The sequence below is a fragment of the Nocardioides sp. GCM10030259 genome (assembly GCF_042666375.1).
Classification (GTDB): Bacteria; Actinomycetota; Actinomycetes; order Propionibacteriales; family Nocardioidaceae; genus Nocardioides.
The window spans coordinates 187572-209838 of sequence record NZ_JBHTDF010000023.1 but is presented as its reverse complement, the minus strand read 5'-3'; the positions used below and the strand labels follow the sequence as shown (position 1 = coordinate 209838).

The 22267-nt window shown below is 73.5% G+C and carries 17 protein-coding genes; 7 read left to right on the top strand and 10 right to left on the bottom strand.

Annotation, left to right across the window (positions count from 1 at the left end; translation table 11 throughout):
* The first annotated feature begins 60 nt into the window (after nucleotides 1–60).
* The gene (locus tag ACFQQI_RS19190) at nucleotides 61–516 is read left to right on the top strand and encodes a MarR family winged helix-turn-helix transcriptional regulator (RefSeq protein WP_378567278.1); all 456 of its coding nucleotides are present in this window, start codon (nucleotides 61–63) and stop codon (nucleotides 514–516) included.
* 9 nt (nucleotides 517–525) lie between these two features.
* On the opposite strand, the gene ACFQQI_RS19185 is transcribed toward ACFQQI_RS19190, so the two are convergent.
* The 8 genes from ACFQQI_RS19185 to ACFQQI_RS19150 all read right to left on the bottom strand — a co-directional run bounded on the left by ACFQQI_RS19185 (nucleotide 526) and on the right by ACFQQI_RS19150 (nucleotide 9556).
* Nucleotides 526–1164, bottom strand: a complete 639-nt coding sequence (locus ACFQQI_RS19185) for a hypothetical protein (protein ID WP_378567275.1) — start codon at nucleotides 1162–1164, stop codon at nucleotides 526–528.
* 41 nt (nucleotides 1165–1205) lie between these two features.
* A complete protein-coding gene (locus tag ACFQQI_RS19180) occupies nucleotides 1206–2021 on the bottom strand; it encodes a DUF1295 domain-containing protein (RefSeq protein ID WP_378567272.1) in 816 nt (271 codons plus the stop codon).
* Nucleotides 2005–3279: a class I SAM-dependent methyltransferase gene (locus ACFQQI_RS19175; protein ID WP_378567269.1), complete on the bottom strand. Its 1275-nt coding sequence runs from the start codon at nucleotides 3277–3279 to the stop codon at nucleotides 2005–2007. Before ACFQQI_RS19175 ends, ACFQQI_RS19180 begins: the two co-directional genes overlap by 17 nt.
* Nucleotides 3276–4592 (bottom strand): class I SAM-dependent methyltransferase, encoded by a 1317-nt coding sequence (locus ACFQQI_RS19170; RefSeq protein ID WP_378567266.1) that lies wholly within the window; start codon nucleotides 4590–4592, stop codon nucleotides 3276–3278. The genes ACFQQI_RS19175 and ACFQQI_RS19170 overlap by 4 nt, the downstream gene beginning before the upstream one ends.
* A complete protein-coding gene (locus ACFQQI_RS19165) occupies nucleotides 4589–6547 on the bottom strand; it encodes an FAD-dependent oxidoreductase (protein ID WP_378567263.1) in 1959 nt (652 codons plus the stop codon). Before ACFQQI_RS19165 ends, ACFQQI_RS19170 begins: the two co-directional genes overlap by 4 nt.
* A gap of 122 nt (nucleotides 6548–6669) precedes the next feature.
* Nucleotides 6670–7695, bottom strand: a complete 1026-nt coding sequence (locus ACFQQI_RS19160) for a hypothetical protein (RefSeq protein WP_378567260.1) — start codon at nucleotides 7693–7695, stop codon at nucleotides 6670–6672.
* Between the two features lie 56 nt (nucleotides 7696–7751).
* A complete protein-coding gene (locus ACFQQI_RS19155; RefSeq protein ID WP_378567257.1) occupies nucleotides 7752–8168 on the bottom strand; it encodes a GNAT family N-acetyltransferase in 417 nt (138 codons plus the stop codon).
* Nucleotides 8165–9556: an MFS transporter gene (locus tag ACFQQI_RS19150; protein ID WP_378567254.1), complete on the bottom strand. Its 1392-nt coding sequence runs from the start codon at nucleotides 9554–9556 to the stop codon at nucleotides 8165–8167. Before ACFQQI_RS19150 ends, ACFQQI_RS19155 begins: the two co-directional genes overlap by 4 nt.
* Nucleotides 9557–9631: 75 nt before the next feature.
* Here ACFQQI_RS19150 and ACFQQI_RS19145 point away from each other — a divergent pair, with 75 nt between their 5' ends.
* The 5 genes from ACFQQI_RS19145 (at nucleotide 9632) to ACFQQI_RS19125 (ending at nucleotide 16572) form a co-directional block, all read left to right on the top strand.
* The gene (locus tag ACFQQI_RS19145; RefSeq protein WP_378567251.1) at nucleotides 9632–10216 is read left to right on the top strand and encodes a TetR/AcrR family transcriptional regulator; all 585 of its coding nucleotides are present in this window, start codon (nucleotides 9632–9634) and stop codon (nucleotides 10214–10216) included.
* 20 nt (nucleotides 10217–10236) lie between these two features.
* Nucleotides 10237–13101 (top strand): BTAD domain-containing putative transcriptional regulator, encoded by a 2865-nt coding sequence (locus ACFQQI_RS19140; protein ID WP_378567248.1) that lies wholly within the window; start codon nucleotides 10237–10239, stop codon nucleotides 13099–13101.
* Nucleotides 13102–13181: 80 nt separating this feature from the next.
* On the top strand, nucleotides 13182–13691 hold the full coding sequence (locus ACFQQI_RS19135; RefSeq protein ID WP_378567245.1) for a GNAT family N-acetyltransferase: 510 nt from the start codon (nucleotides 13182–13184) through the stop codon (nucleotides 13689–13691).
* Entirely contained in the window at nucleotides 13691–15520 is a 1830-nt protein-coding gene (locus tag ACFQQI_RS19130; protein WP_378567242.1) for a hypothetical protein, read from the top strand. Before ACFQQI_RS19135 ends, ACFQQI_RS19130 begins: the two co-directional genes overlap by 1 nt.
* A gap of 26 nt (nucleotides 15521–15546) precedes the next feature.
* A complete protein-coding gene (locus ACFQQI_RS19125) occupies nucleotides 15547–16572 on the top strand; it encodes an Ig-like domain-containing protein (RefSeq protein ID WP_378567239.1) in 1026 nt (341 codons plus the stop codon).
* Between the two features lie 52 nt (nucleotides 16573–16624).
* Here the strand turns inward: ACFQQI_RS19125 and ACFQQI_RS19120 are convergent, their stop codons facing one another.
* Complete coding sequence (locus tag ACFQQI_RS19120) at nucleotides 16625–19126, bottom strand: glycoside hydrolase family 2 protein (protein ID WP_378567236.1); 2502 nt, start codon at nucleotides 19124–19126, stop codon at nucleotides 16625–16627.
* 74 nt (nucleotides 19127–19200) lie between these two features.
* Nucleotides 19201–19875 carry a hypothetical protein gene (locus ACFQQI_RS19115; RefSeq protein ID WP_378567233.1) on the bottom strand — a complete coding sequence of 225 codons (675 nt, stop codon included), beginning with the start codon at nucleotides 19873–19875 and terminating at the stop codon, nucleotides 19201–19203.
* 190 nt (nucleotides 19876–20065) lie between these two features.
* Here ACFQQI_RS19115 and ACFQQI_RS19110 point away from each other — a divergent pair, with 190 nt between their 5' ends.
* On the top strand, nucleotides 20066–22192 hold the full coding sequence (locus ACFQQI_RS19110; RefSeq protein ID WP_378567230.1) for a LuxR C-terminal-related transcriptional regulator: 2127 nt from the start codon (nucleotides 20066–20068) through the stop codon (nucleotides 22190–22192).
* The last annotated feature ends 75 nt before the right edge of the window (nucleotides 22193–22267 follow it).

The window sequence follows — 22267 nt, the reverse complement described above, 5'->3', positions numbered from 1 at the left end:
GCGAACGCGGGTATAGTGTAGGTCGACGGTGCCGGACGCGGCACCGAGGCAGGAGGAGCGATGACCGCCAGGAACGCAGGTGCGATCGGACTGGCCGACGGCTGGTACGCGCTGTCCCTCCTGCACGGACGGATCGAGGCGCAGGTCGAGCGCGCGCTCCAGGCCGGGCACGACCTGAGCGTCCGTGAGTTCTCGCTGCTCGACGTGCTGAGCCGACAGCACTCGGGCGAGGGCGGCCACCTGCGGATGAACCAGGTGGCCGATGCCGTCGTGCTCAGCCAGAGCGCGACGACGCGCCTCGTCACCAGGCTCGAGGACCGCGGGCTGCTGTCCCGCTACCTCTGCGCGACCGACCGGCGCGGTATCTACACCGACGTCACGCCGGCCGGGCTGGAGCTGCTCTCCGAGGCGCGCCCCACCCACGACGAGGCCCTGGGTGCGGCGCTCGAGCAGGCCGCCGACGACCCGCGCCTGGCCCGTCTCGTCGGCACCGTCCGGGACCTCAGCGCCGTCTGAGCCGTCGGGTCATTGCAGGCTGACGGCGCGGTCGACCCGGTCGTGGTAGTGGCGCCCGATCACGCCGCCGAGCGCCGCGGCCAGCAGGGTGCCGACCACGAGCGAGACCGCGGTGATCGCGGCGCCCCAGCCCAGCTGCTCGGTCGTCACCGAGAGCCCGTCGAGGTCGACACGGTCGACGAGGTCGTACTGCGCACCGACGATCGCGCCCGCACCGACGGCGAGGACGGTCACGATGAGCCCGATGGCCCACACACCGACGCCCTGCCGACCGCCGTCGAAGCGGGACATCCGCCCGCCGACGTACCCGCCGGCGTAGTAGCCGATGAGGAGCACGACGAGCAGCGTGGCGCCGGCGGCGATCCCGACGGTGCCGGCGCGCTGCTCGGCGTCGCTCTGGGCGAACTCCATCCGGGTCCCCACTGCGGTCAGCGCCCCGCCCACGAGGCTCACGAGCAGCACCGCCGAGGCGATCGCCACCAGCCATCCGAAGAAGCAGGCGCCGAGGTTCATCCCGCCGAACCGCTCCCGCGCCCCGGGGCCGTCGGGGGTGCGGTCCGTCCGGTCGACGCCCTCCTCAGCGGGAACGTCCTGCCGTGCGAAGACCTCGTCCAGCGCCGTCGCGCCGGTGCCGGGGTCGAGTCTCATGTGCCGAGCCATCCAGAGCCTCCTCGTCGGGTCGAAGCACCCTATCGGCTGCTCTGGCGACGCCGCGGTGGGCGGGGGACGAACATGCTGGTGCGTGCGGCGTACTCGGCCCAGCCGGGGCGGTCGGCCATGTGCTGCTCCAGGAGCCGGGCCCCGGTGGCGAAGACCAGGAAGTAGGTCATCGCGATCGGGGCGACGACGGTGAGGAGCGACCAGCCGGTCGTGAGGGAGACCAGCCAGATGCCCCACCACACACAGGCGTCGCCGAAGTAGTTCGGGTGCCGGGTCCAGGACCACAGCCCGCGGTCCATGATCTTGCCGCGGTTGGCCGGGTCGGCCTTGAACCGGGCGAGCTGGGCGTCCCCGACGGCCTCGAAGGCGACGCCCAGCAGCCAGATGGCCACGCCGAGAGGAACCCAGGGCAGCCAGCCGCCCGTGGTCACCGAGGCGACGGTGGCCGGCAGGCCCACGAGCAGGACCGCCGCACCCTGCGTCACCCAGACCTTCAGCGCCCGCTGCGCCGGGCTGGTGCCCTCGAGCATGGCGGCGTACCGCGGGTCCTCGCCGTGGCCGGCGTTGCGACGGTGCATGTGCCACGACAGCCGCCCGCCCCAGATGGCGACGAGCGCGACCAGCAGCCAGGACCGCCACGGCTGACCGGTGTCGAGGACTCCACCCGCCACCGCTGCCACGACGGCGACGGCGGCGAGGGCGAGCCCCCAGGTCGTGTCCACGACGGAGTAGCGCCCCGCGCGACGGGCGGCGTACGCCGTCACGGCCATCGCCGCGGCGACCACCGCGGCCTCGACGGCCAGCACGAACACCAGGTCCCTCATGGGGTCACCAGCTCCGCTCATGCCGGAGAGTGTGGGGCCTGCCGGGTCGGACGGCCAGGACCTGGTCGACTCCCATGCGCCCGTCGTGGAAGGCCATCCGGCCGCCCACGAGGTAGAGGTCCCAGACCCGCATGGCCTCCTCGCCGACGAGCTCGCGGAGCCGGGCGTGGTGCGCGGTGAAGTTCTCCATCCACGCATCGACGGTCCACACGTAGTGCTCGCGCAGGGCATGCACGTCGCGCACCTCGAGCCCGGCGTCCTCGATCAGCCCGACCGTCCGGCCCACCGGACGCATGTGCATGTCGGGCGCGATGAACGACTCGATGAACGGCCCGCCGCCGGGGTGCCTGCCCCGCCGCGACATCTGCTGGACCAGGACGCGGCCGCCGGGGCGTACCGAACGGGCGAGGACCCGGGCGTAGTCGGGGTAGTTCGCCTCGCCGACGTGCTCGCCCATCTCGATCGACGCGACGGCGTCCCAGCTCCCGTCGACGTCGCGGTAGTCCTGGAGGCGGATGGTCACCCGGTCCTGCAGGCCGCGACGGCGGACCTGCTCGTCGATGTGGGCCTTCTGCTCCGCCGAGATCGTCACGCCCGTCACCCGGGCACCGTGCTCCTCGGCGGCGTGGAGGGACAGGGAGCCCCAGCCGCAGCCGACGTCGAGCAGGCTCATGCCCGGCGCGAGACCGAGCTTCCGGCAGACCAGCGACAGCTTGTCGCGCTGGGCGTCGGCCAGCGTGTATCCGTCCGTGCCCGGCGGCTTGCGCCAGTACGCGCACGAGTAGGCCATGGTCTCGTCGAGGATCAGCCCGTAGAACTCGTTGGACAGGTCGTAGTGGTGGCTGATCGCAGACCGGTCGCGCCGCTTGCTGTGCATGCGTCCGCGGACCCGGGCCTGGGTCGCCGGCGGTCCCGGCGGCCGGCCGACCGCGCCCATGCGCAGGGCCGTGCCGACCGCGGTCGCGAGGGCCGCAGGGTGCGGGCGGCCGCCGAGGTCGCGTCGCTCGATGACCTCGCGGACCTGGGCCAGCGCCGAGCCCAGGTCGCCGTGGACCTCGATCTCGCCCGCCACGTAGGCTTGGGCGGCGCCGAGCTCGCCGGGTCGCCACAGCAGGCGCCGCAGGGCGTCGGGAGTGCGGACCTCGACGAGAGGTGCGTCGAGCGGACCCGCCTCGGACCCGTCCCACGCCCGCAGGCGCACCGGCAGGTCGCCGCCGACGAAGGGGCGCAGCCCGCGGGCCAGCTCGCCGGCGACGCCCGGCGCGTGGGTGGTGGTCATCGGGGCTCCTTCACGAAGGTCATCTGCTGGACGTCGATGTAGCCCGCGGCGAACCCGCCCTGGGAGTAGGCCAGGTAGAAGTGCCACATCCGGATGAACGTGGGGTCGAAGCCGAGTGCCCACACCTGCTCCTCGGCGCCGCAGAAGCTCTGGTCCCACAGCCGCAGCGTCTCTGCGTAGTGGGCACCCATCGCGAGCCGATCGTTCAGCCGCAGCGCGGTCTCCCGCGCGGCGACCTGCTCGATCGCCTCGACGGACGGCAGCAGGCCCCCGGGGAAGATGTACTTCTTGATCCAGGTGAAGTCGTCCCGGGTGGCGAGCATCCGGTGGTGCGGCATGGTGATCGCCTGCAGCGCGAACCGCCCGCCCGGGACGAGCAGGTCGTCGACCGCGCGGAAGTACGTCGACCAGTACTCGTCGCCGACCGCCTCGATCATCTCGACCGAGACGACCGCGTCGTACTCGCCCTCGACCAGCCGGTAGTCGAGCAGCTCGATGCTCACCCGGTCTGCGAGGCCCGAGGCGGCGACGCGCTCGCGGGCAAGCTCCCGCTGCTGCTGGGAGAGCGTGACCGTGCGGACCGTCGCGCCGCGGGCCGCTGCCCGCAACGCGAGCTCACCCCAGCCGGTGCCGATCTCGAGCACGCGGGTGCCGGGACCCACACCGGCCCGGTCGAGCAGCCGGTCGATCTTCCGCTCCTGGGCGGTGGCCAGCACGTGGCGGGCGTCGCCGGGCTCGACCGGTGCCGGGGCGTGGGCGACGAGGTGGTCCCCGCGGCGTACGACCTCGGTGTCGAAGAGCGCCGACGAGTAGCTCAGCGTCGGGTCGAGGAACAGCGCGAAGAGGTCGTTGGACAGGTCATAGTGGTGCGAGACGTTCGACCGGCTCCGGTCGACGGTGTTGTGGTGGCGGCGCGGCTCCCGGCGGACGTGCAGGCGCCGGAGGCGCTGCATCCACAGGGGCACGAGCCGGTCGACGCCGGAAGCCAGCACGGTGGCCAGCCTGGCGATGTCGGGTGAGTCCCAGGCACCGGTCAGGTACGCCTCGCCGAACCCGATCAGTCCGTCCGCGCCGACGCGGAGCAGGAACTCCTCCTCGTCGTGGACGACGATCGCGGGCCGATCGGGCCGGAGCTCGGCATCCGGGCCCACCAGCTGGATGTCGAGCCGCCGGCACGCCGCTCGCACCAGGCCTCCGGCGACGCGTGCGGAGACGCGGGCCCGAAGCCCGCCGGGCACCGCGGCGAGGTCCGGCCAGAGCTCGGGATCGGGACACGGTCGCCGGACGACGGCCCGGGCTGCGGAGACGGTCATCGGGTTCCCTCCTGGGGGTCGTGGTGCGGCCGGGGCTGGACCGGCACGAGGCGCAGCCAGAGGACGAGTCCCTGCCACTGGATCCGCACTCGCCCGAGGAGCGCCGGCCACGGCGTGCGGAGCAGGGTGTCGAGCGCGGCGCGCCGACCCGGCGGCAGCGCGGTGCCGGACAGCGAGGCGGCGAACCCGTGCGGCTGCAGGGTGATGCCGATCGCGACCCGGTCGTCCGGGCGCGGCACGCTGACCCGGTACTCGCCCGACACGTCGTGGAACGGCGACACGTACATCTGCTTCGGCACCGTCGCCCGCCCGTGCTCGTCGGGGTGTACGACGTACGCATGGCGGTCGCCGTAGGTGTTGTGCACCTCGATCAGCACGCAGGCCTGCTCTCCGGTCGAGCGGTGGCACCAGAAGACGGTGATCGGGTTGAAGCAGTGCCCGAAGGCGCGTGGGTGGGCGAGCATCAGGATCGTGCCGTCCACCGCGATCCCGCGGCGGGCCAGGAAGTCGACGACGTTCTCGCGGATCGACCGCGACGGGTCGCCGAGGTGGTCCGCGGCCCGGAACTCACGGTGGATCCGGGCCGGTGGCAGGTCGTCCAGGTCGACCAGCCACGTCCGCGAGCGATAGGTGAAGGTACGCCGCGGCGAGCGTCGGCCGTGCCGGATCGTGGTCGAGTACACCCGACCACCTCGTGGCAGTGCGGCCGGCGCGTCCCAGGCGAAGCCGAGCCGCGCCGCGGCGTGGGCACCCGAGCGCGCGCCGTCCTCGTGGAACCCCCAGCCGTGGTAGGCGCCGGCGAGGACGACCCGACCGGTGTCGCACTCGGGGAGCCGGCGCTGGGCGGCGACCGACTCCGGTGTGTACAGCGGGTGCTCGTACTCCCGCGTCGCGATCACCGAGGCAGGGTCGACGAGGTCCGTGCCGCCCAGCGTCACCAGGTACGCCGTGTCCGTGGGCAGCCGCTGGAGCCGGGTCAGGTCGTAGGTGACGGTGACGTGGCCGCTCGCGTCCCGGCGGCGCCGGAAGTTCCACGACGCGTGGGCCCGGGACGCCTGTGGCAGCAGGGAGCTGTCGGTGTGCAGCTGCGCGGTGTTGGGGGAGTACCCGATCGCGCGGAGCACCTCGGACTGAGCCGGTGTCGGGTCGGCGAGCATGGCCAGCGCCTGGTGCGGATGGGTCGCCACGACCACCGCGTCGAAGAGATCGGCCCGGCCGTTGCCGTCGGTGACCTCGACGCCGCCGGGCAGCTCCCGCAGCGAGGTCACCTTCGTCCCGGTCCGCACGTCGTGGAGGCGCGACGCCACGCGTGCGACGTACGCGCCCGACCCGCCGGTCACCGTCCGCCACTGCGGCGACCCCCGGACCGCCAGCATCCCGTGGTGCTGGAGGAACGCGAAGAGGTAGCGAGCGGGGTAGGCCAGCGCCGTGTCCGGGTCGCAGGACCAGACCGCAGCGACCATCGGCTCCATGAAGTGGCGGCGGAAGTACGCCGAGAAGCGGTGCCGCTCGAGGAACGCCGCCAGCGTCTCGTCGTCGGACCCGCCGTCGGCGAGCAGGCTGCGCGCGGCCCGGTGGAAGCGCGGGATCTCGACCAGCATCCGCAGGTACGCCGCCCGGCCAAGGTTCGCGCGGGTCGGGAAGAGCCCGCCGACGCCGAGCGCCCCGGCGTACTCGAGCCCGGTCACGTCGTCGCGCACCGACATCGACATCTCGGACGGCTGCGTCTCCACGCCGAGCTCCCGGAACAGGCGGAGCAGGGTCGGGTAGGTGCGCTCGTTGTGCACGATGAAGCCGGTGTCGATCGCGAGCTCGCGACCGTCGGCCGTCGTGACGCGGTGTGTGTCCGCGTGACCGCCGAGGCGCTCGTCGGCCTCGAAGAGCGTGACCTCCGCGGACTTCGCGATGACGTGCGCCGCGGTCAGCCCGGCCACGCCCGAGCCGATGACTGCCACGCGGCGTGGCGCCTCCCTCGATGGTGGGGTGCCGGGCATCACGCTCCCTTTCGGTCGGTCGGGCCGATCGGTGGGGGTTCGGAGCGGGGCCGCGGTCGGATTGGTCGATCAGCGGATCGATCTCACGCGCCGGTCGCGCGGGACCTCGCTTGCAGCCGGAACCAGCCTCGGCTGTGCAGCGGGCAGAGCCCGGGTTGACGCGCTGATGCCGCGAGGGCCCCGCCGGTGAGCACCCGGGAGATCCAGCGCAGCCGCCGCCGGCCGATGGCGAGGAGGAGCAGGCCGATCCCGGCGACCTTGACCCACTGGGGATGTGGCCCGAAGTCCTCGGGCTGCGAATACCCGCCGTCCTCGAGCACGGCGGCGCGTTCGAAGTGGTTGCGAGACCCGGGGTAGAACGCCTCGTCCACGGAGTACAGGACGGGCATCGCCAGCGGGCCCCCGATCAGGTCGAGCGTCGCCCACTGGGTGACGTGGCGCGACTCATGGCTGGCCAGTGCCTTCCACCTGCCGTTCTCCCGCATCCCGGACTCGTCGCCCGTCAGGACGACGCTGCCCACGGCGAAGTTGGTGTCCGAGGCGGCAGACGGCATGAACGCCAGGGTCATGGAGTCTCCCTCGCAGAGCCCGCCGCCGGTGTCGTGCACGTAGTGGCGGGCCGGGCCGGACACGGGCGCCGTCAGGACCTCTCGGGTCTGTCGCCACACGCCCCCCGCCTTCGCCTTGATGGCGTCGTCGAGCTGAGCCGTCGTCCGCGTGGGCGTCTCCGGGCCGCAGGACGGCAGGCCGGGGCCGGTCATGAGCTGGTGCACGGCCATCCCGGATCCCACCAGGACGAGTCCGGCCAGCGCGGACGCGCCGGCAACCGTGATGTCCCGTCGACGTCGGCAGCTCCGGCACGCCGCGTGGGCCGATCCTCGTCCTCGGGTCAGGTGCCAGAGCCCGGCCAGGAGGCCGAGCAGACCGAAGGCGAGCAGGAAGACGAGGGATGCGGCGAGCAGGCCAACCCAGCGAGCTCTCGCTCGGGACCCCTGTCGGACGTCTCCTGCGGCGTACGCCGGCGTCGCAGTGTGCTCCGGCGCCTTCTCGGCGGTCAGCAAGTCGTGCTCCTTCATCGTCAGCGGTATCGCGTGCTGGACGATGAACACGGCCCGCACCAACGTCGTGGGTCGAACCTTGGGGTACCCGCGTTATCGAATCGTAATCACGCCGAGACCGGAACGAGACGCGGCGCACAGGCGGCGCTCGGGGTCGGCGCGCCGTGCAATCCCCACGTGATGGTGAGTCCTTCGGCCCGGTGCGCGAGGGCGTCCATGAGCTGCCGGCCGACGCCCCGGTCGCGGTGCGAGGCGCGGACGTAGAGGTCGTCGAGGGCGATCGCGTCGTGTCCGGACCACAGGTGCGGTCGACGTACCGCGGAGACGTACCCGACCGGATGACTGTCCTCCTCGGCGAGCAGGACCGTGACCTCGGACCTGGCGAGCGCGGAGTGCCAGTCGGCGGCCTGGGCGGTGACGTGGTCGGACTGGTGCTGGTGCGCCGCGATCTCACCGACGAGCATGAGCACCGTCTCGGCGTCGGCCGGCGCGGCCCCACGGATCGTGATGTCCGGGCCGGTCATCGGGTCTTCCCGGGGAGCAGCACGGCGGCGAGCGCTGCGGAGGCGGCGGCGACGGCGGCCGCGACCAGGTAGCCGCGCTGGAATCCGGTCCCGTTGCCGGCGACGAGGCTGGCGGCGACGACCCCGGAGACCACGGCGGCTCCGAGCGACGAGCCGAGCTCGTGGCTGGTGCTCAGCACTCCGGAGGTGATGCCGGCCTCCTCTGGAGCGACCTGGCCGAGGGCGGTGGCCGCGGCCACCACGAACAGGACCCCCAGGCCGGCGGAGCCGAGGCTCACCGCTGTCACGGTCGTGACGGTGCCCAGGGCCAGCGCCGGCACCGACAGCCCGGCGGCGGCGACCAGCAGCCCGGCCACACCCAGGGCGCGTCCTCCGGTGCGGCCGATGAGCCGGCCGCCGGCCTGCGCGCCGGCCATGGTGGCCAGGGCGACCGGGAGGAACAGCAGCCCGGTGACGAGCGGGCCGTGACCCTGGGCCTGCTGGAGGTAGAACGTGCCGAGGAAGAAGACCGCCACCATGAGCCCGGTCGCGACGAAGAGCACGAACGTGCCGGCCAGCACCGGGCGGCGGGTGAGCAGGCCCGGGTCGACCAGCGGCGCCTTGGAACGGGTCAGGTGGACGGCGAGGACGCCGTACGTCGCCGCTCCGGCGGCGACGAGGCCGAGCGTGAGGCCACTGCCCCAGCCACGCTCGCCCGCGCCGATGAAGCCGTAGATCACCAACAGGGTCGCCGTGGTGACCAGGATCGCGCCGAGCACGTCCAGTCGCGCTCCGGCCGCCCACGGCGGCATCGGCGGCATGAGCCGGCGCAGCCCGAGGATCAGGACGACGCCGATCGGGACGTTGACGAAGAACACCCATTCCCACCCGGGCCCCGCGGTCAGCAGGCCGCCGACCAGGACGCCGGCGGCGGCGCCCACGCCACCCAGCGAGGACCAGATGCCGAGCGCCTTGTTGCGCTCCTCGCCGTCGAAGAGCCGCACCACGACCGACAGCGCGGCCGGGGACAGCAGGGCGGCCCCGACCCCCTGCGCGACGCGGGCGGCGATGACCACCTCGCCGGACGGAGCCAGGCCGACGACGAGCGAGGCGAGCGTGAACACCCCGAGACCGGCCAGGACCAGGGGGCGGGGCCCGAGCACGTCGGCCGCCCGGCCGGCCAGCAGCATCAGCCCGCCGAAGGCCAGCGTGTAGGCGCTCATGACCCAGGTGAGGGCCTCTCGCTCCATCCCGAGGTCGGCCCCGAGGTCGGGCATCGCCACCGTGACGACGGTGATGTCGAGGATCAGCATGAGCTGGGCGACGGCCAGCAGGCCGAGGACCCGCCACCGGCGCGGATCGGCCGTGGCGGCTGGGTTGTGCTCGTCGTGGGTCGACGTCGTACTCATGATGGCTCCCGGGATTAACTCGAACGGTGATGTTCGAGTTGTAGCACAACTCGAACACAGGTGTACAGTCTCTGCGTGAGCTCCACGACCGGCACCGCCAAGAGGGCCGACGCCCGCAAGAACATCGCCGCGATCCTGGACGCCGCCACGGAGTGCCTGGCCCTCGACCCGGAGGCGAGCATCAACGACATCGCCGCCGCCGCCGGCGTCGGAAGGGTCACCCTCTACGGACACTTCCCCAACAGAGCCGCCCTCGTCGCGCAGGTGGTGGACCGGGCGGTGCAGAGCTCCGACGCCGAGCTCGACGCGGTCGACCTGGAGGGCGACGCCCACGACGCGCTCGGCAGGCTGCTGGAGGCCAGCTGGCACGTCACCCACCGCTACGGCGGCCTGGTGGTCGCAGCCCAGGCGGCGTTGCCCGAAGGTGACTTCCGCCGGGCGCACGACAAGCCCGCGCAGCGGATGCGCACGCTGCTGCGCCGCGGGCGACGCGAGGGCAGCCTCCGCAAGGACATGCCCCTGGAGTGGCAGCTGACGACCATCCAGGGCGTCCTCCACGCCGCCTCGGCTGCCGTTCATCGAGGCGAGCTCCCCGCCGAGCAAGCGCCACGGCTGGTCCGCACCACACTGCTCTCAGCGTTTGCCTCCGACCACCCCTAGCACCGCCTAGGGTGTGGGCGATGATCAAGGTGCTCGGGCCGCTCGAGGTCCACGGCGAGGGGGCGGCCGAGCCGGTCGACGTCGGCTCGCCGCGGCATCGCGAGGTGTTGGCCGCTTTGGTGCTCGACGCCGGGCGGGTCGTGTCGACGGACGCGCTGCTGGACCGGGTCTGGGGCGACGCGTCGCGGGGCGGCACGACCGCCAACCTGCACGCGGTGATCTCACGGCTGCGCGGGCGCCTGCGTGATGGGCGGGCCGGGGTCGAGGTCGCGACGGTGCCGCCGGGCTACCGGCTCGACGTACCCGCCGGCGGCATCGACGCGGTCGTCTTCGTCGACCTGCTGGCGTCGGCCCGCACGAGCCGCGCGGCGGGTGACTGCGAGACTGCGCGCCGGCAGGTGGGCGAGGCATTGCAGCTCTGGCGAGGTCCGGCGTACGCCGACATCCCGCACCCGTTCGCGGAGGCCGAGGCCGCCCGCCTCGACGGCCTCCGGCTGGCTGCGGTCGAGCTCGCCGCCGAGCTCGACCTGGCCACCGGCCGCCACGCGGAGGTCGTCCACCGGCTGCCCGCGGTGGTGGAGGAGCACCCGCTGCGGGAGTCGCTGCGCGGCCTGCTGATGCTCGCGCTCTACCGCAGCGGCCGGCAGAGCGATGCGCTGGGGGAGTACGACGAGGTGCGACGGCTGCTGGCCGACGAGCTCGGGCTCGACCCGGGCCCGCAGCTGCAGCAGCTCCACCAGCGGGTGCTCCAGCAGGACGGCGGTCTCATGGTGGAGCCGGCGGCTCCGACGCCGACACCCGCGCCGCCCGTGCCGGCCGGACTGCGCTCGGACGTCGTCCCACCGAGCAACCCGCTGCTCGGCCGCGACCGCGAGATCGCCTACGTCCGATCGCTGCTCGAGGAGTCGACGCAGCGCCTCGTCACCCTCACCGGGCTCGGCGGGGTCGGCAAGACCCGCTTGGCGTTCGCCGTCGCGCTCGCGAGCCAGGACCGCTACCGCGACGGCGTCGTCGTCCTCTCGCTGGCCGCCACCAGCGACCCGGAGACCGTCATGTCCGAGGTCGCCCGCGCGCTGGCGCTGTCCGGCGCCGATGGCGTCGACCCGGCCGCGGCGGTGGCCGAGCACCTGCGCTCGCGCCAGCTGCTCCTGGTCCTGGACAACATGGAGCACCTGCTCGCCGCAGCCGCGCCGGTTAGCCGGCTCGTCGCCTCCTGTCCCGAGCTCGCGGTGCTGGTCACCAGCCGCACCGTGCTGCGCGTCCGCGGCGAGGTCCAGTTCCAGGTGCAGCCGCTGCTGCTGCCCGAGGCCGAGGAGTCCGACGCGGCGGTGCTGGCGCGGTCGGCCGCGGTCGCCCTGTTCGTCGAGCGCGCCGCCACGACCTCCCCGGGGTTCGCGCTGGCGTCGCTCGGCGCGACGAACGCCGCGGCGGTCGGCGCGATCTGCCGCCGGCTCGCCGGCCTGCCGCTGGCGATCGAGCTGGCCGCGGCCCGGGTCCGCCTGATGCCGCCGGCGACGATGCTCGCGCGCCTCGACGAGGTGATGGCGGCAGGCGGCGCCCGGGACCTGCCGCCGCGACAGCGCACGATGGCGGCGGCGATCGATTGGAGCCACGACCTGCTCGACCCGGAGCAGCGACAGCTCTTCCGGCGGCTCTCGGTCTTCTCCGGCGGCTTCACCCTCGAGGCGGTCGAGGCCGTCGCGGGTGACCTGCCGGTGCTCGTCGCGCTCGAGGCGCTCGTCGAGCACTCCCTGGTGCTGCCCGACGGGGACCACCCCGAGGTCGCGCGATACCGGATGCTCGAGCCGATCGCGCAGTACGCCGACGGGCGGCTCACCGGCGACGAACGGGCCGAGGCGCGCGCCGCCCATCGAGCGCACTTCCGCGCCCTGGCCGCGGAGCTCGAGCCGGCGTACCGCGGTCCCGGCACGATCCCGTCGCTCGCGGTGACCGAGCGCGAGCACGCCAACATGCTCGCCGCCATCGACTCCGCGCTCGCCGACGGCGACCCCGACCTCGCCGGGTGGCTGACCTGGGACCTGTGGCTCTTCTGGTGGCTGCGCGGTGCGCTGGTCGAGGGCCGCCGGATCACAACGGCCGTGCTCGCCGCCGACACCGACGACGAGGTGCGGGTGCGTGCGTTCGGTGTCCACGCCGCGATGGCGTTCGCGCAGGGTGACCTGCCGACGGCCGCGGCGTCGTGGGAGGCAGGCGACGAGCTGGGCGCGCGGACCGGCGACGGCGTCGGGCAGTCGCACAGCCGGGCCGGCCGGGGGCTCGCCGCGCTGGCCGAGGGGGACCTGGACGCCGCCGTCGCACACTTCGAGGCGGCCATCGTGCTGTGCGAGGAGTCCGGCCTGCGCGGGCAGTGGATGTGGACGCTGGCCCACGTCTGGCTGGGCACGGTCTCCCTGCTGCGCGGTGACACCGCCGGCGCCACCGCCCAGGTCGACCTGGCGCTCGCCGCGGCGCGGGAGCGCCAGGACCCGCTGGCGCTCTACATCACGCTCTTCACCGCCGCCCAGGTCGCGCTGACCGTGGGCGACCCGGCGACGGCTCGCCAGCAGGTCGAGGAGGGCATCCGGCTCAGCATCGACACCGGCGACATGGCCAACCTCGCGTACTTCCTGGAGACCCTCGCCGTCGTGGACTCCCTGGCCGCCGAGCACCGGCGCGTGGCCGTGCTGCGCGGGGCAGCCCGCCGGCTCCGGGAGACGGTCGGCGCCAACGTCTACGGCTACTACAAGCCGGACCCCGCGTTGCTGGCCGCGGCGCTGGACCAGGCACGGTCCCACCTGGGCGACGACGGCTTCGAGGATGCGCTCGCCACCGGTCACGGGCTCGCCGTGGACGAGGTCGTCGACCTCGCGCTGGCCGACGACTGAACCGCGACTGACAGGCGGACCGCAAGCACGGCCAAGCAGGCAGCAAGGGTTCCGCAAGGGCCGCGGTCGACGGTGGTGCCATGGACGACACCACCACGACCTGGCTGCCCGAGGGCTGGGCCCACCCGATCCGCGTCGAGCTGCCCAGCGGCCTGCACCTGCGGCCGATCCGCGCCGACGACGTGGACCTCGACATGCCCGCGGTCATGGGCTCCCGCGAGCGGCTCTGGTCGATCTACGGCGCCGCCTGGGGGTGGCCGCCCGTCGGCATGACCCGCGAGGCCGATCGCGAGGACCTGGCCCGGCACGAGGCGGAGATCGAGGCCCACGAGTCCTTCAACTACGCGCTCTTCGACGCCGACGAGACCGCTCTGCTCGGCTGCGTCTACATCGACCCGCCTGAGCGCCTCGGCGCCGACGCCGAGATCTCCTGGTGGGTCGTCGACGCTCTGGTCGGCACTGCCTTCGAGGGTGAGCTCGACACGTTCGTGCCGCGCTGGATCGCCGAGCACTGGCCGCTGTCACGGCCGCGGTACGTCGGGCGCGACCTCACCTGGGACGCGTGGCTCGCCCTGCCCGAGGTGCCCTGATGACCGCCCTGGTCCGGCGTGGCACGCTGCTGCTGACCGCGGTCGCCGGCCTGCTGGCCGGGCTGCTCGTCGTACCTCCCGCGGCGGAGGCCGGCCAGGTCGGCGTCACCATCGGCATCGCCGGCGCCGGCGCCGTGCAGGTCGTCGAGGGGAGCCTGGAGGACGGCGGCTCGACCCGCTGCGCCAGCGACAACCAGGACCACAACGTCACCACCTGGTGCGCCCGGGTGCGCGACAGCGAGGCGTTCGAGGCGTGGGTCTGGCTGCGTGCCACCCCGTCGCCGTCGCCCGTCGGCCACTGGCGGTTCGACCGCTGGGACGGCTGCGACCAGACCCGCCAGCGCGAGGGCTTCACCGAGTGCGCCGTGCACTCGGGCGCCTTCAGCAGCGACGAGCGGTCGCCGGTCGCGGTGTTCCGCGACACCGTGGCGCCGACGACGACACTGTCGGGCAAGTGGAGCGGCACGGTCCCCGGCCACTACACCGCGACGTTCTCGACCTCCGAGGGCCGCACCGAGTGCAGCGTCGACGGCTCGTCCTTCGCAGCGTGCACGTCCCCGATCGCCAACGTCTATGCGGAGGGCGACCACGTCTTCACCGTCCGCAGCGTCGACCCGTCGGGCAACATCGGCGCCGCGCGCCAGGTGGCGTTCGTCGTCGTCGACACCGTCGTCACCGGCTACCCGGCCTACCACTCCAGCACCAACCGGGTGGAGTTCACCGCCACCACGGGCAACGGCACCGAGTTCCTCTGCGCGCTCGACGGCGCCGAGTGGTCGCAGTGCGCGACCGGGTCGTCGGCCACGTTCGTCCTCGAGGGGTTGTCGGACGGGCCGCACTCGTTCGCGATCGCGGCCCGCAAGAACGGCTGGTACATGGACCAGTTCCCGCCCGCGTACGCCTTCCGGGTCGACACCGTCGCCCCGGCGATCGCGATCCGGACCAGGGAGGTCCTGGGCCGCTCCGCCCGCTTCACCTTCGACGAGCCCACGGGGGAGTCGATGACCTGCCGCCTCAGCGGCGCCTCCGCGGGGGCGTGGGAGCCGTGCGGCAGCCCGATGATGTACACCGATCTCGCGCCGGGCTCCCACCGATTCGAGGTGCGGGGTACCGACCTGGCCGGCAACGTGCAGGCGGTCCCGGCCTCGCACACCTGGGTCATCGAGCCGCTGGAGGACCCGAAGGACCCCGACCCGGTCACGCCGGCTCCCCGCGACACCACGGCGCCGGAGACGACGCTCACCGGCGGTCCGGCGCAGGACTCCTGGTCCCTCACCCGCACGGCGACGTTCGAGGTGGCTTCGACCGAGGCCGGGGGAGCGACCTGCACGCTCGACAGCGCGCCCCGCTCCTGCGCTCCCGGCCAGCTCCGGCTCGACGGCCTCTCGGCCGGCACCCACGTGCTGACGGTGGCGGCCACCGACGCCGCCGGCAACGCCGACGCCAGCCCGGCCACGCGCACCTGGAGCGTGCCGCGCACCGCCGCCGAGATCCCCCGCGCGAGGAAGTGGCGGCTGCGCACGAGCCCGTCGGCGTACGGCGGGGCGGTGCTCGAGACCCGCACCAGGCGCGCCGAGCTCCGGCTGCGGGTCACCGACGCCCGTCGCGTCGCCCTGGTCGTGAGCGGCGCCCGCAAGCACGGCACGGTCGCGGTCTACGCCGGCAGGCGCAAGGTCGCGACGGTCCGGCTCGCCGGCCGCAAGGCGGTCAGCCAGCGGCTGGTCGCGCTGCCGGCCCTGCCCACCGCGTTCACCGGCGACCTGCGGGTCGTCGTCACCACCCGAGGACGCCCGGTCCGCATCGAGGGACTCGGGGCCACCACCCGATGAAAGGCACCGCCATGAGGAAGTCACCGATGAAGAAGCTCAAGCTCGGGCTGCTCGCGACGTTCGTCGCGCTGGGCACCCTGCTCGTGCCCGCGAGCGCCCACGCCGCCGGCGAGTGGCAGGACGGCAAGTCCGACTCCGACACGATCTACGACTGCGTGCTGAAACGGCTCAACACCGGCGTCTCCGCGAACGTCGGCTGGTGGTCGCCCACCGGGCAGGTGCCGAAGGTGGGGGAGACGTTCTACCTGCGCATGTACGCCGGCCTCGTCGGCATGCCGTGCAGCTCCGGCGTCACGCTCATCCCGAAGGTGGTGCTGCCGACGGGCCTGGAGTTCGCGAACGGCGAGTACAAGTGGGACGTCTGGAGGTCGGGCGTGGACACGCCGGACATCCGGTCCCGGGCGTTCACCTACGACGAGCTCGCCGACGGCAGCACGCTGCTCGGCGACGAGGCCGGCTCGGCGTTCGAGCTGGCGCGCGGGGACATGTTCGAGTTCCAGATCCCGGTCAAGTCGACCCGCGAGATGAAGGGCCCGGCCACCCGCGCGCCCGAGTGCCAGACGCGCATCGACGGAGACGGGCCCTGCCCGGTCGCCGAGTCCGGTGACCACTTCCAGGTCGGCTTCACCGTCGACGGCCACGGCGGCGACAAGTGGTACGTCACGCCGTACGTGCCGCTCTTCGTGGCCACCGTCGGCACCGGTGGCGGTGGCGGCGTTCCGGTGACGCCGGGCCCGACCCCCGTGACCCCGACGCCGACCACGCCCACCCCGGTCGTGAAGGCGACCTCGAAGACCAGTGCCACGTTCAAGGTCACCCGCGGCAAGGCCGGCAAGGCCACCGTGACGGTGTCGAGCTCGGTCGCCGTCAGCGGCCGCGTGAACGTGCTCGACAAGGGCAGGACCATCGCCCGCGGCACGGTCGCCGGTGGCAGGGCGACGGTGAAGCTGCCCAAGCTCAAGAAGGGCAAGCACCAGCTGTCCGTGCGCTACCTGGGGTCGGCCGGCGTCCAGCCGTCCACCTCGCCGACTCGCACCATCCGGGTGCGCTGAGGACACCGCGACCGGCGGCCGTTGATCGGTCGGCCGCCGGTCCCGGTCCACCTCAGCCGAGGGCGTCGGACGAGCGCAGGTCGTTCGCCGAGCGCAGGACCGGGGCTCGGACGAGGTCGGCCGGGTCGATGTCCGCGGTCGTGCGCACGCGCAGGACCTCCGACGTCCCCGCGGGCAGCGTGCAGAGTGACGCGTCGACGGTGGCGTCCGCCGCCACGCGGTCGGGGTGCAGCGTGACGTCGGCCGCGAACGAGCGGGCCGTGATCGTGACGTCGTAGCCGCCGGCGACGCGGGTGGCGACCGCCTCCACGGCGTCCGGCCGCAGGTCGAGGTCGACGTCCTCGGCGAAGGTCCCGCACGTCCGCACAATGCCGGCGACGGCCACGATCACCTCGGCCGCCGGCGCCGCGGCACGGCAGACGTCCTCGTCCAGCGGGACGATCTGTACGGCGCGGGCCGGCACCTGGAGGGCCGCGGACGCTCGTGCCAACGGGACACCGGCGAACGTCTCGCGGCGTACGTCGAGACCGTCCGTCCAGGGCTCCTCGGTGTCGTTCACCGCCGCGATCGCCGGCCCACCGTCCCGCTCCACGATCGCGAGGATGCGGGGCGCGTTGGCCTGCTGGAGCGCGAACCAGAGCGGCTTGGGCCGCTCCTCCGAGTCGATCGCGGCCCAGGACGTCACCGGCCAGCAGTCGTTGAGCTGCCACACCACGGAGCCCGTGGTCCGGGGCCACCAGGACCGGTGGTGCTCGACGGCGTACCGCACCGCGCGGGCCTGCTGCAGCTGGGTCGCCCAGTGCCAGTCCGTGAACGAGTCGGGCGCACCCAGGTGCGGCGCCATGCCGCGAGCGAGCTTCTCGTTGCCGTCGGCGGCCTTCTGGTGCAGGAGGAAGACCGGGTCCTCGATCGGGTCGGCCGCGTCCTCGAGCGGTCCGCCGCCGTCGGCGTGCACCCAGTCCCGGAGGGTGCGCCAGGCGGGAGGCGCCTGGTAGCCGAACTCCGAGCAGAACCGCGGGACCTCGTCGCGGTACGCGCGGTAGTCGATGCGGTTCCACACCTCCCACTGGTGGTGGGTTCCGTGGTCGGGGTCGTTGGGGTGGACGTCGTCCGCGGCGCGGCCCGGTGTGTACGGGCTGTTGTCGCAGTACGGGCGGGTGGGGTCGAGTTCGGCGACGACGTCAGGCAGCAGCTCGGTGGCGTAGCGGCCACCCCACGACGCCGACCCGAGCTCGTCCTTCCAGCCCCAGTCCTCGTGTCCCCAGAGGTTCTCGTTGCCGCCGTTCCAGAGCACGAGCGAGGGGTGTGGCATCAGGCGGACCACGTTGTCGCGGGCCTCCGCGACGATCTCGGACCGCAGCGGCTCCTCCTCGGCGTACGCCGCGCAGGCGAGCAGGAAGTCCTGCCAGACCAGTAGACCCCGCTCGTCGCACGCCTCGTAGAAGTCGTCGGACTCGTAGATCCCGCCGCCCCAGACCCTCAGCAGGTTGAGGTTCGCGCCGACCGCCTGGTCGAGGCGGCGGGCGATCCGGTCCGGGGTGATCCGGGTGACGAAGTGGTCGTCGGGGATCCAGTTCGCTCCCCGCACCGCCACCGGCCGGCCGTTGACCACCAGCACGAACGGCGTCCCGTGCTCGTCCGGGGTGGTGTCGAGCGCGACGGCGCGGAACCCGATCCGCCGGGACCACGCGTCCAGCTCCTCGTCCACGTCGTCCATCAGAGCCACGTCGAGGTCGACCAGCGGCTGCTCGCCGTACCCGATCGGCCACCACACGGGCGCGTCCGGGACCTCGAGCCGGAGCACGGCAGACCCGGCTCCCGGCGCGATCGCGACCTCGACCGAGGCACCGTGGACACTGGCGCGCACCCGCAGCCCGCTGTCCGGGTCGAGCCCCGAACGCTCCACGTCGACGTGCAGGTCGACCGTGCCCGTGCCGTCCGCGGCGAGGCCCACCAGCGGACGCACTCGGGCGAGCCGCGCCGTGTGCCACCGCTCGACACGCACGGGCCGCCAGAGTCCGGCGGTGCGCAGGTCGGGGCCCCAGTCCCAGCCGAACGAGCAGGCCATCTTGCGCACGAAGTTGAAGGGCGAGTCCGGGTAGGCGCTCGGGCGCGCTCCGAGGCGCTCCCGGAGCTCCTGCGCGTAGGCGGTCGCCGAGCGGAGGTCCACCACGAGAGACCGCGCCTCGCCGTCGATGTGCGGGCGCAGGTCGAAGCGGTACGTCCGGTGCATGTTCGCGGTCGCGCCGAGCTCCGCCTCACCCCAGGCCACGTGGGCGACCGTGTCGACGCCATCGAGGACCAGGTCGACCCGCTCGCCGTCGGCCGGTGGATCCAGGGCGAGCTCGCGCGCGTAGCGCCAGTCGACGTCGTGCATCCACCGGACCGCGAGCTCACCGTCGTCGAGGTACGGGTCGGGGATCGCCCCGATCACGAGCAGGTCCGTGTGGACACACCCGGGCACGCTCGCCTCGAAGGACTCCGCGATGTCGGCCGGCACCGCGCCCGCAGTGGGGGAGACGGTCCAGCCGTCGTACAAGGTCAGGGTGCGCACGGGACCTCTCCTTCCGGGTGGCTGCTCACCGGAACCGTACGACGTGCGAAATGGCGACGGCCCGATCAGTACGGCTACGTCAGTACGTTCACGGCACGCGCGACCACGAGCCCGAGCACGGTCAGCGAGATGAGCGACTCCACCGACATCGCCAGCTTGACCCAGCCCGCGAGGGGCATTGCGTCCGTCGGGCTGAACGCCGTCGCCGACGTCAGCCCGAGGTAGAGGTAGTCGTGGAACTGCGGGCGCCAGCCCGGCGGAGCGAGCTCGGGGTTGAGCTGCTGGGGGAAGGCGATGTCGGGGGTGGCAGGCAGGCCGTGGGCTCGGGCGGCCGAGCCGCCGCTGTCGAGCTCCCAGTAGAGCAGCGCGAACGCGACGATGTTGGAGACCCACACCACGACCCCGGCGGTCAGCAGGTCCTCGGCGGAGTTGGTCAGCCGTCCACCTTCGACGAGCTCGACGACCAGCTTCCCGGTGGCCAGCAGGGCGTCCAGGACGAGCAGGCCGACCGCGCCGATGGACACCAGTCGCAGGGCGCGGGACCGACGGTCGATCCGGCCGGGGTCGCGCACCACCAGGACGACCAGCAGGACCAGCTCGACCGACGGCAGCACCCAGGCCGGCGCCATCCGTAGATCGTCGGGTCGTGCGAGGGTGAGCGCCGAGGCACCGAGCACTGCCATGGCCATCGGCCACCGCGGCTCGCCGCGGACGGGCGCGCCGTCGCCGGCCATCGGGTCCTCGTCCACGGGTGCGCCTCCCGCCTTGTCGGTCGCCGCCTACGTCCGTAGTGTCGTGGAGATGCCGGCAAGGGCCGGCGACTCGGGCACCGCCAATTCTGGTACCGATTCGTACGCCGCGGCAGTCGATCTGCGGACGGCGGATCGTCGTGTCGCCGTGCCGCACTCCCGATCGGGGATCGTCGAACGGCGAGAGCTCGTGGACTCGCTGCTCAGGACCCCGGCGTCCGTGGTCGCGGTCGTGGCGCCACCCGGCTACGGCAAGACCACGGTGCTGGCGCAATGGGCGGGGCGCGTCGGGTCGCGGGCGTGCTGGATCACGTGCGAGGACGCCGACAACGACCCGACGACCCTGTGGGCGGCGATCATGGCCGCGCTGCAGCCCGCCGCGCCGCCCGGCTGGACCGGCCCGCGGCTGCTCGCGCAGGTGGGCGGCGGGCTCTCCGCCGTACCGGCCCTGGTGTCGTCCATGCGACGGATCGAGGGGCCGGTGACCCTGCTCGTCGACCAGGCCGAGACGGTCCGGAGCCGCGAGTCGTGGGCGGCGCTGGCCGAGTTCTCCCTGCGGCTCCCCGTCGACTGGCGGCTCGCCTTCGCGTCGCGCGAAGCCCTGCCGCTGCCGGTCTCGCGCCTGCGGATGCAGGGTCGGCTGCACGAGGTCGGCGCCGTGGAGCTCGCGATGAGCGCGACCGAGGCGGCCGCTCTGTTCGCGGGCGCGGGCGTGATCGTGACCGACGCCGAGGCACGCGAGCTGGTCCGTCAGACCGAGGGCTGGCCCGCCGGGCTCTACCTCGCGTCCCTGGCGGTCAGGTCGGGTGCCACGGCGAGCGGAGTCACGTTCACCGGGGACGACCGCCTGATGCGCGACTACCTCCGGTCGGAGCTGCTCACGCAGGTCTCGCCCGGGCAACGGGACTTCCTGGTCCGCACCTCGATCCTGGAGCAGATGACGGGGCCGCTCTGCGATGCCGTGCTGGGGCGCACCGCCTCCGCCGCCGACCTGGAGGAGCTCGAGGCACGCAACCTCCTCGTGGTCCCGCTGGACCGGCGCGGCGGGTGGTACCGCTACCACCACCTGTTGCGCGACCTCCTCCGGAGCGAGCTGCTCAACCTCGACCCCGACGAGGTCCGCGAGCAGCACCGTCGGGCCGCGGGGTGGTTCGGCGAGCACGGGTACGCCGACGCGGCGATCCACCATGCGCGGGAGGCCGGCGACGCGGACGCGGTGGCGCTCCTCGTCCTCCAGGAGATGCAGCCGGCCTGGGTCGCCGGCCGGGTGGAGACCGTGCGGCTATGGATGGACTGGGTGTCGGCGCACCCGCCGTCGAGGGTCTACACCGCGATCGCGGCACACGGTGCGCTGATCTTCGCCCTGCTCGGCAGGTCGGGCGCCGCGGAGCGCTGGGGCGCCGTCGCCGAGTCCGGCCCCGCCGACGGCGTCCTCCCGGACGGGAGCACCGAGGCCTCGACCGTCGCGTACATGCGAGCGATCTTCGCCCGCGGTGCCCCCGTCGCGTGGCGGGCCGACGCGCTGGCGGCCCTCGACGGGCTCGCGCCGCTCAGCCCCTACTGCGCGACCATGCACCACACGATCGGGCTGTCCCACCTGGTCGAGGGCGACCTGACCGCGGCCGAGGCAGCGTTCGCCGAGGCGGGGGAGCTCGCGGACGCCGTGGGCGCGATGCCGCTCGCCTCGCTCGTCCTGGCGGAGCGGCACCTCGTCGCCCTGGCCCGGGGCGACCGCGACGGTGCGGACCCTCTCCTGGTCGACGCCGTGAAGGTGGTGGACTCGGAGGGCTTGGACGGCTACTGGACGAGTGCGCTCGTCCTCGCCGCGGCCGCCCGGTCGAGCGCCGAGCACGGCCAGATGGACGCCGCTCGGCACTTCGTACGACGCGCGGCTCACCTGCGGCCGTTGCTCACCCACATGCTCCCGGTGGTCTCCGTGCAGGCGCTGCTGGAGCTCGCCCGGGCGTACCTCGAGCTGGTCGACCCCTCGGGCGCCCGGGCGGCGCTCCAGCAGGCCACGGCGATCCTGGTACGGCGTCCGGGGCTGGGGACCCTCGCGGACGAGGCGCAGCGGCTCGGGATGCGCCTCGACCAGGTGGCGGTCACGAGCCCGGTCGGGATGTCGTCGCTGACCGCCGCCGAGCTGCGCCTGCTGCCGCTGCTGCCCACCCACCTGTCCTTCCCGCAGATCGCCGAGCAGCTCTCCCTCTCGAGGCACACGGTCAAGACCCAGGTGTCCTCCCTCTACCGCAAGCTCGGGGTGAGCTCCCGGCGGGAAGCCGTGGAGCGGGTCTCCCGCCTCGACGTCGCCGGCTGAGCGCCGGATCATCCGCGCCGGATGATCCTCGCGACCGTCCGCGTACCTAACGTCGAGACGTTCGAGGACGTGCGG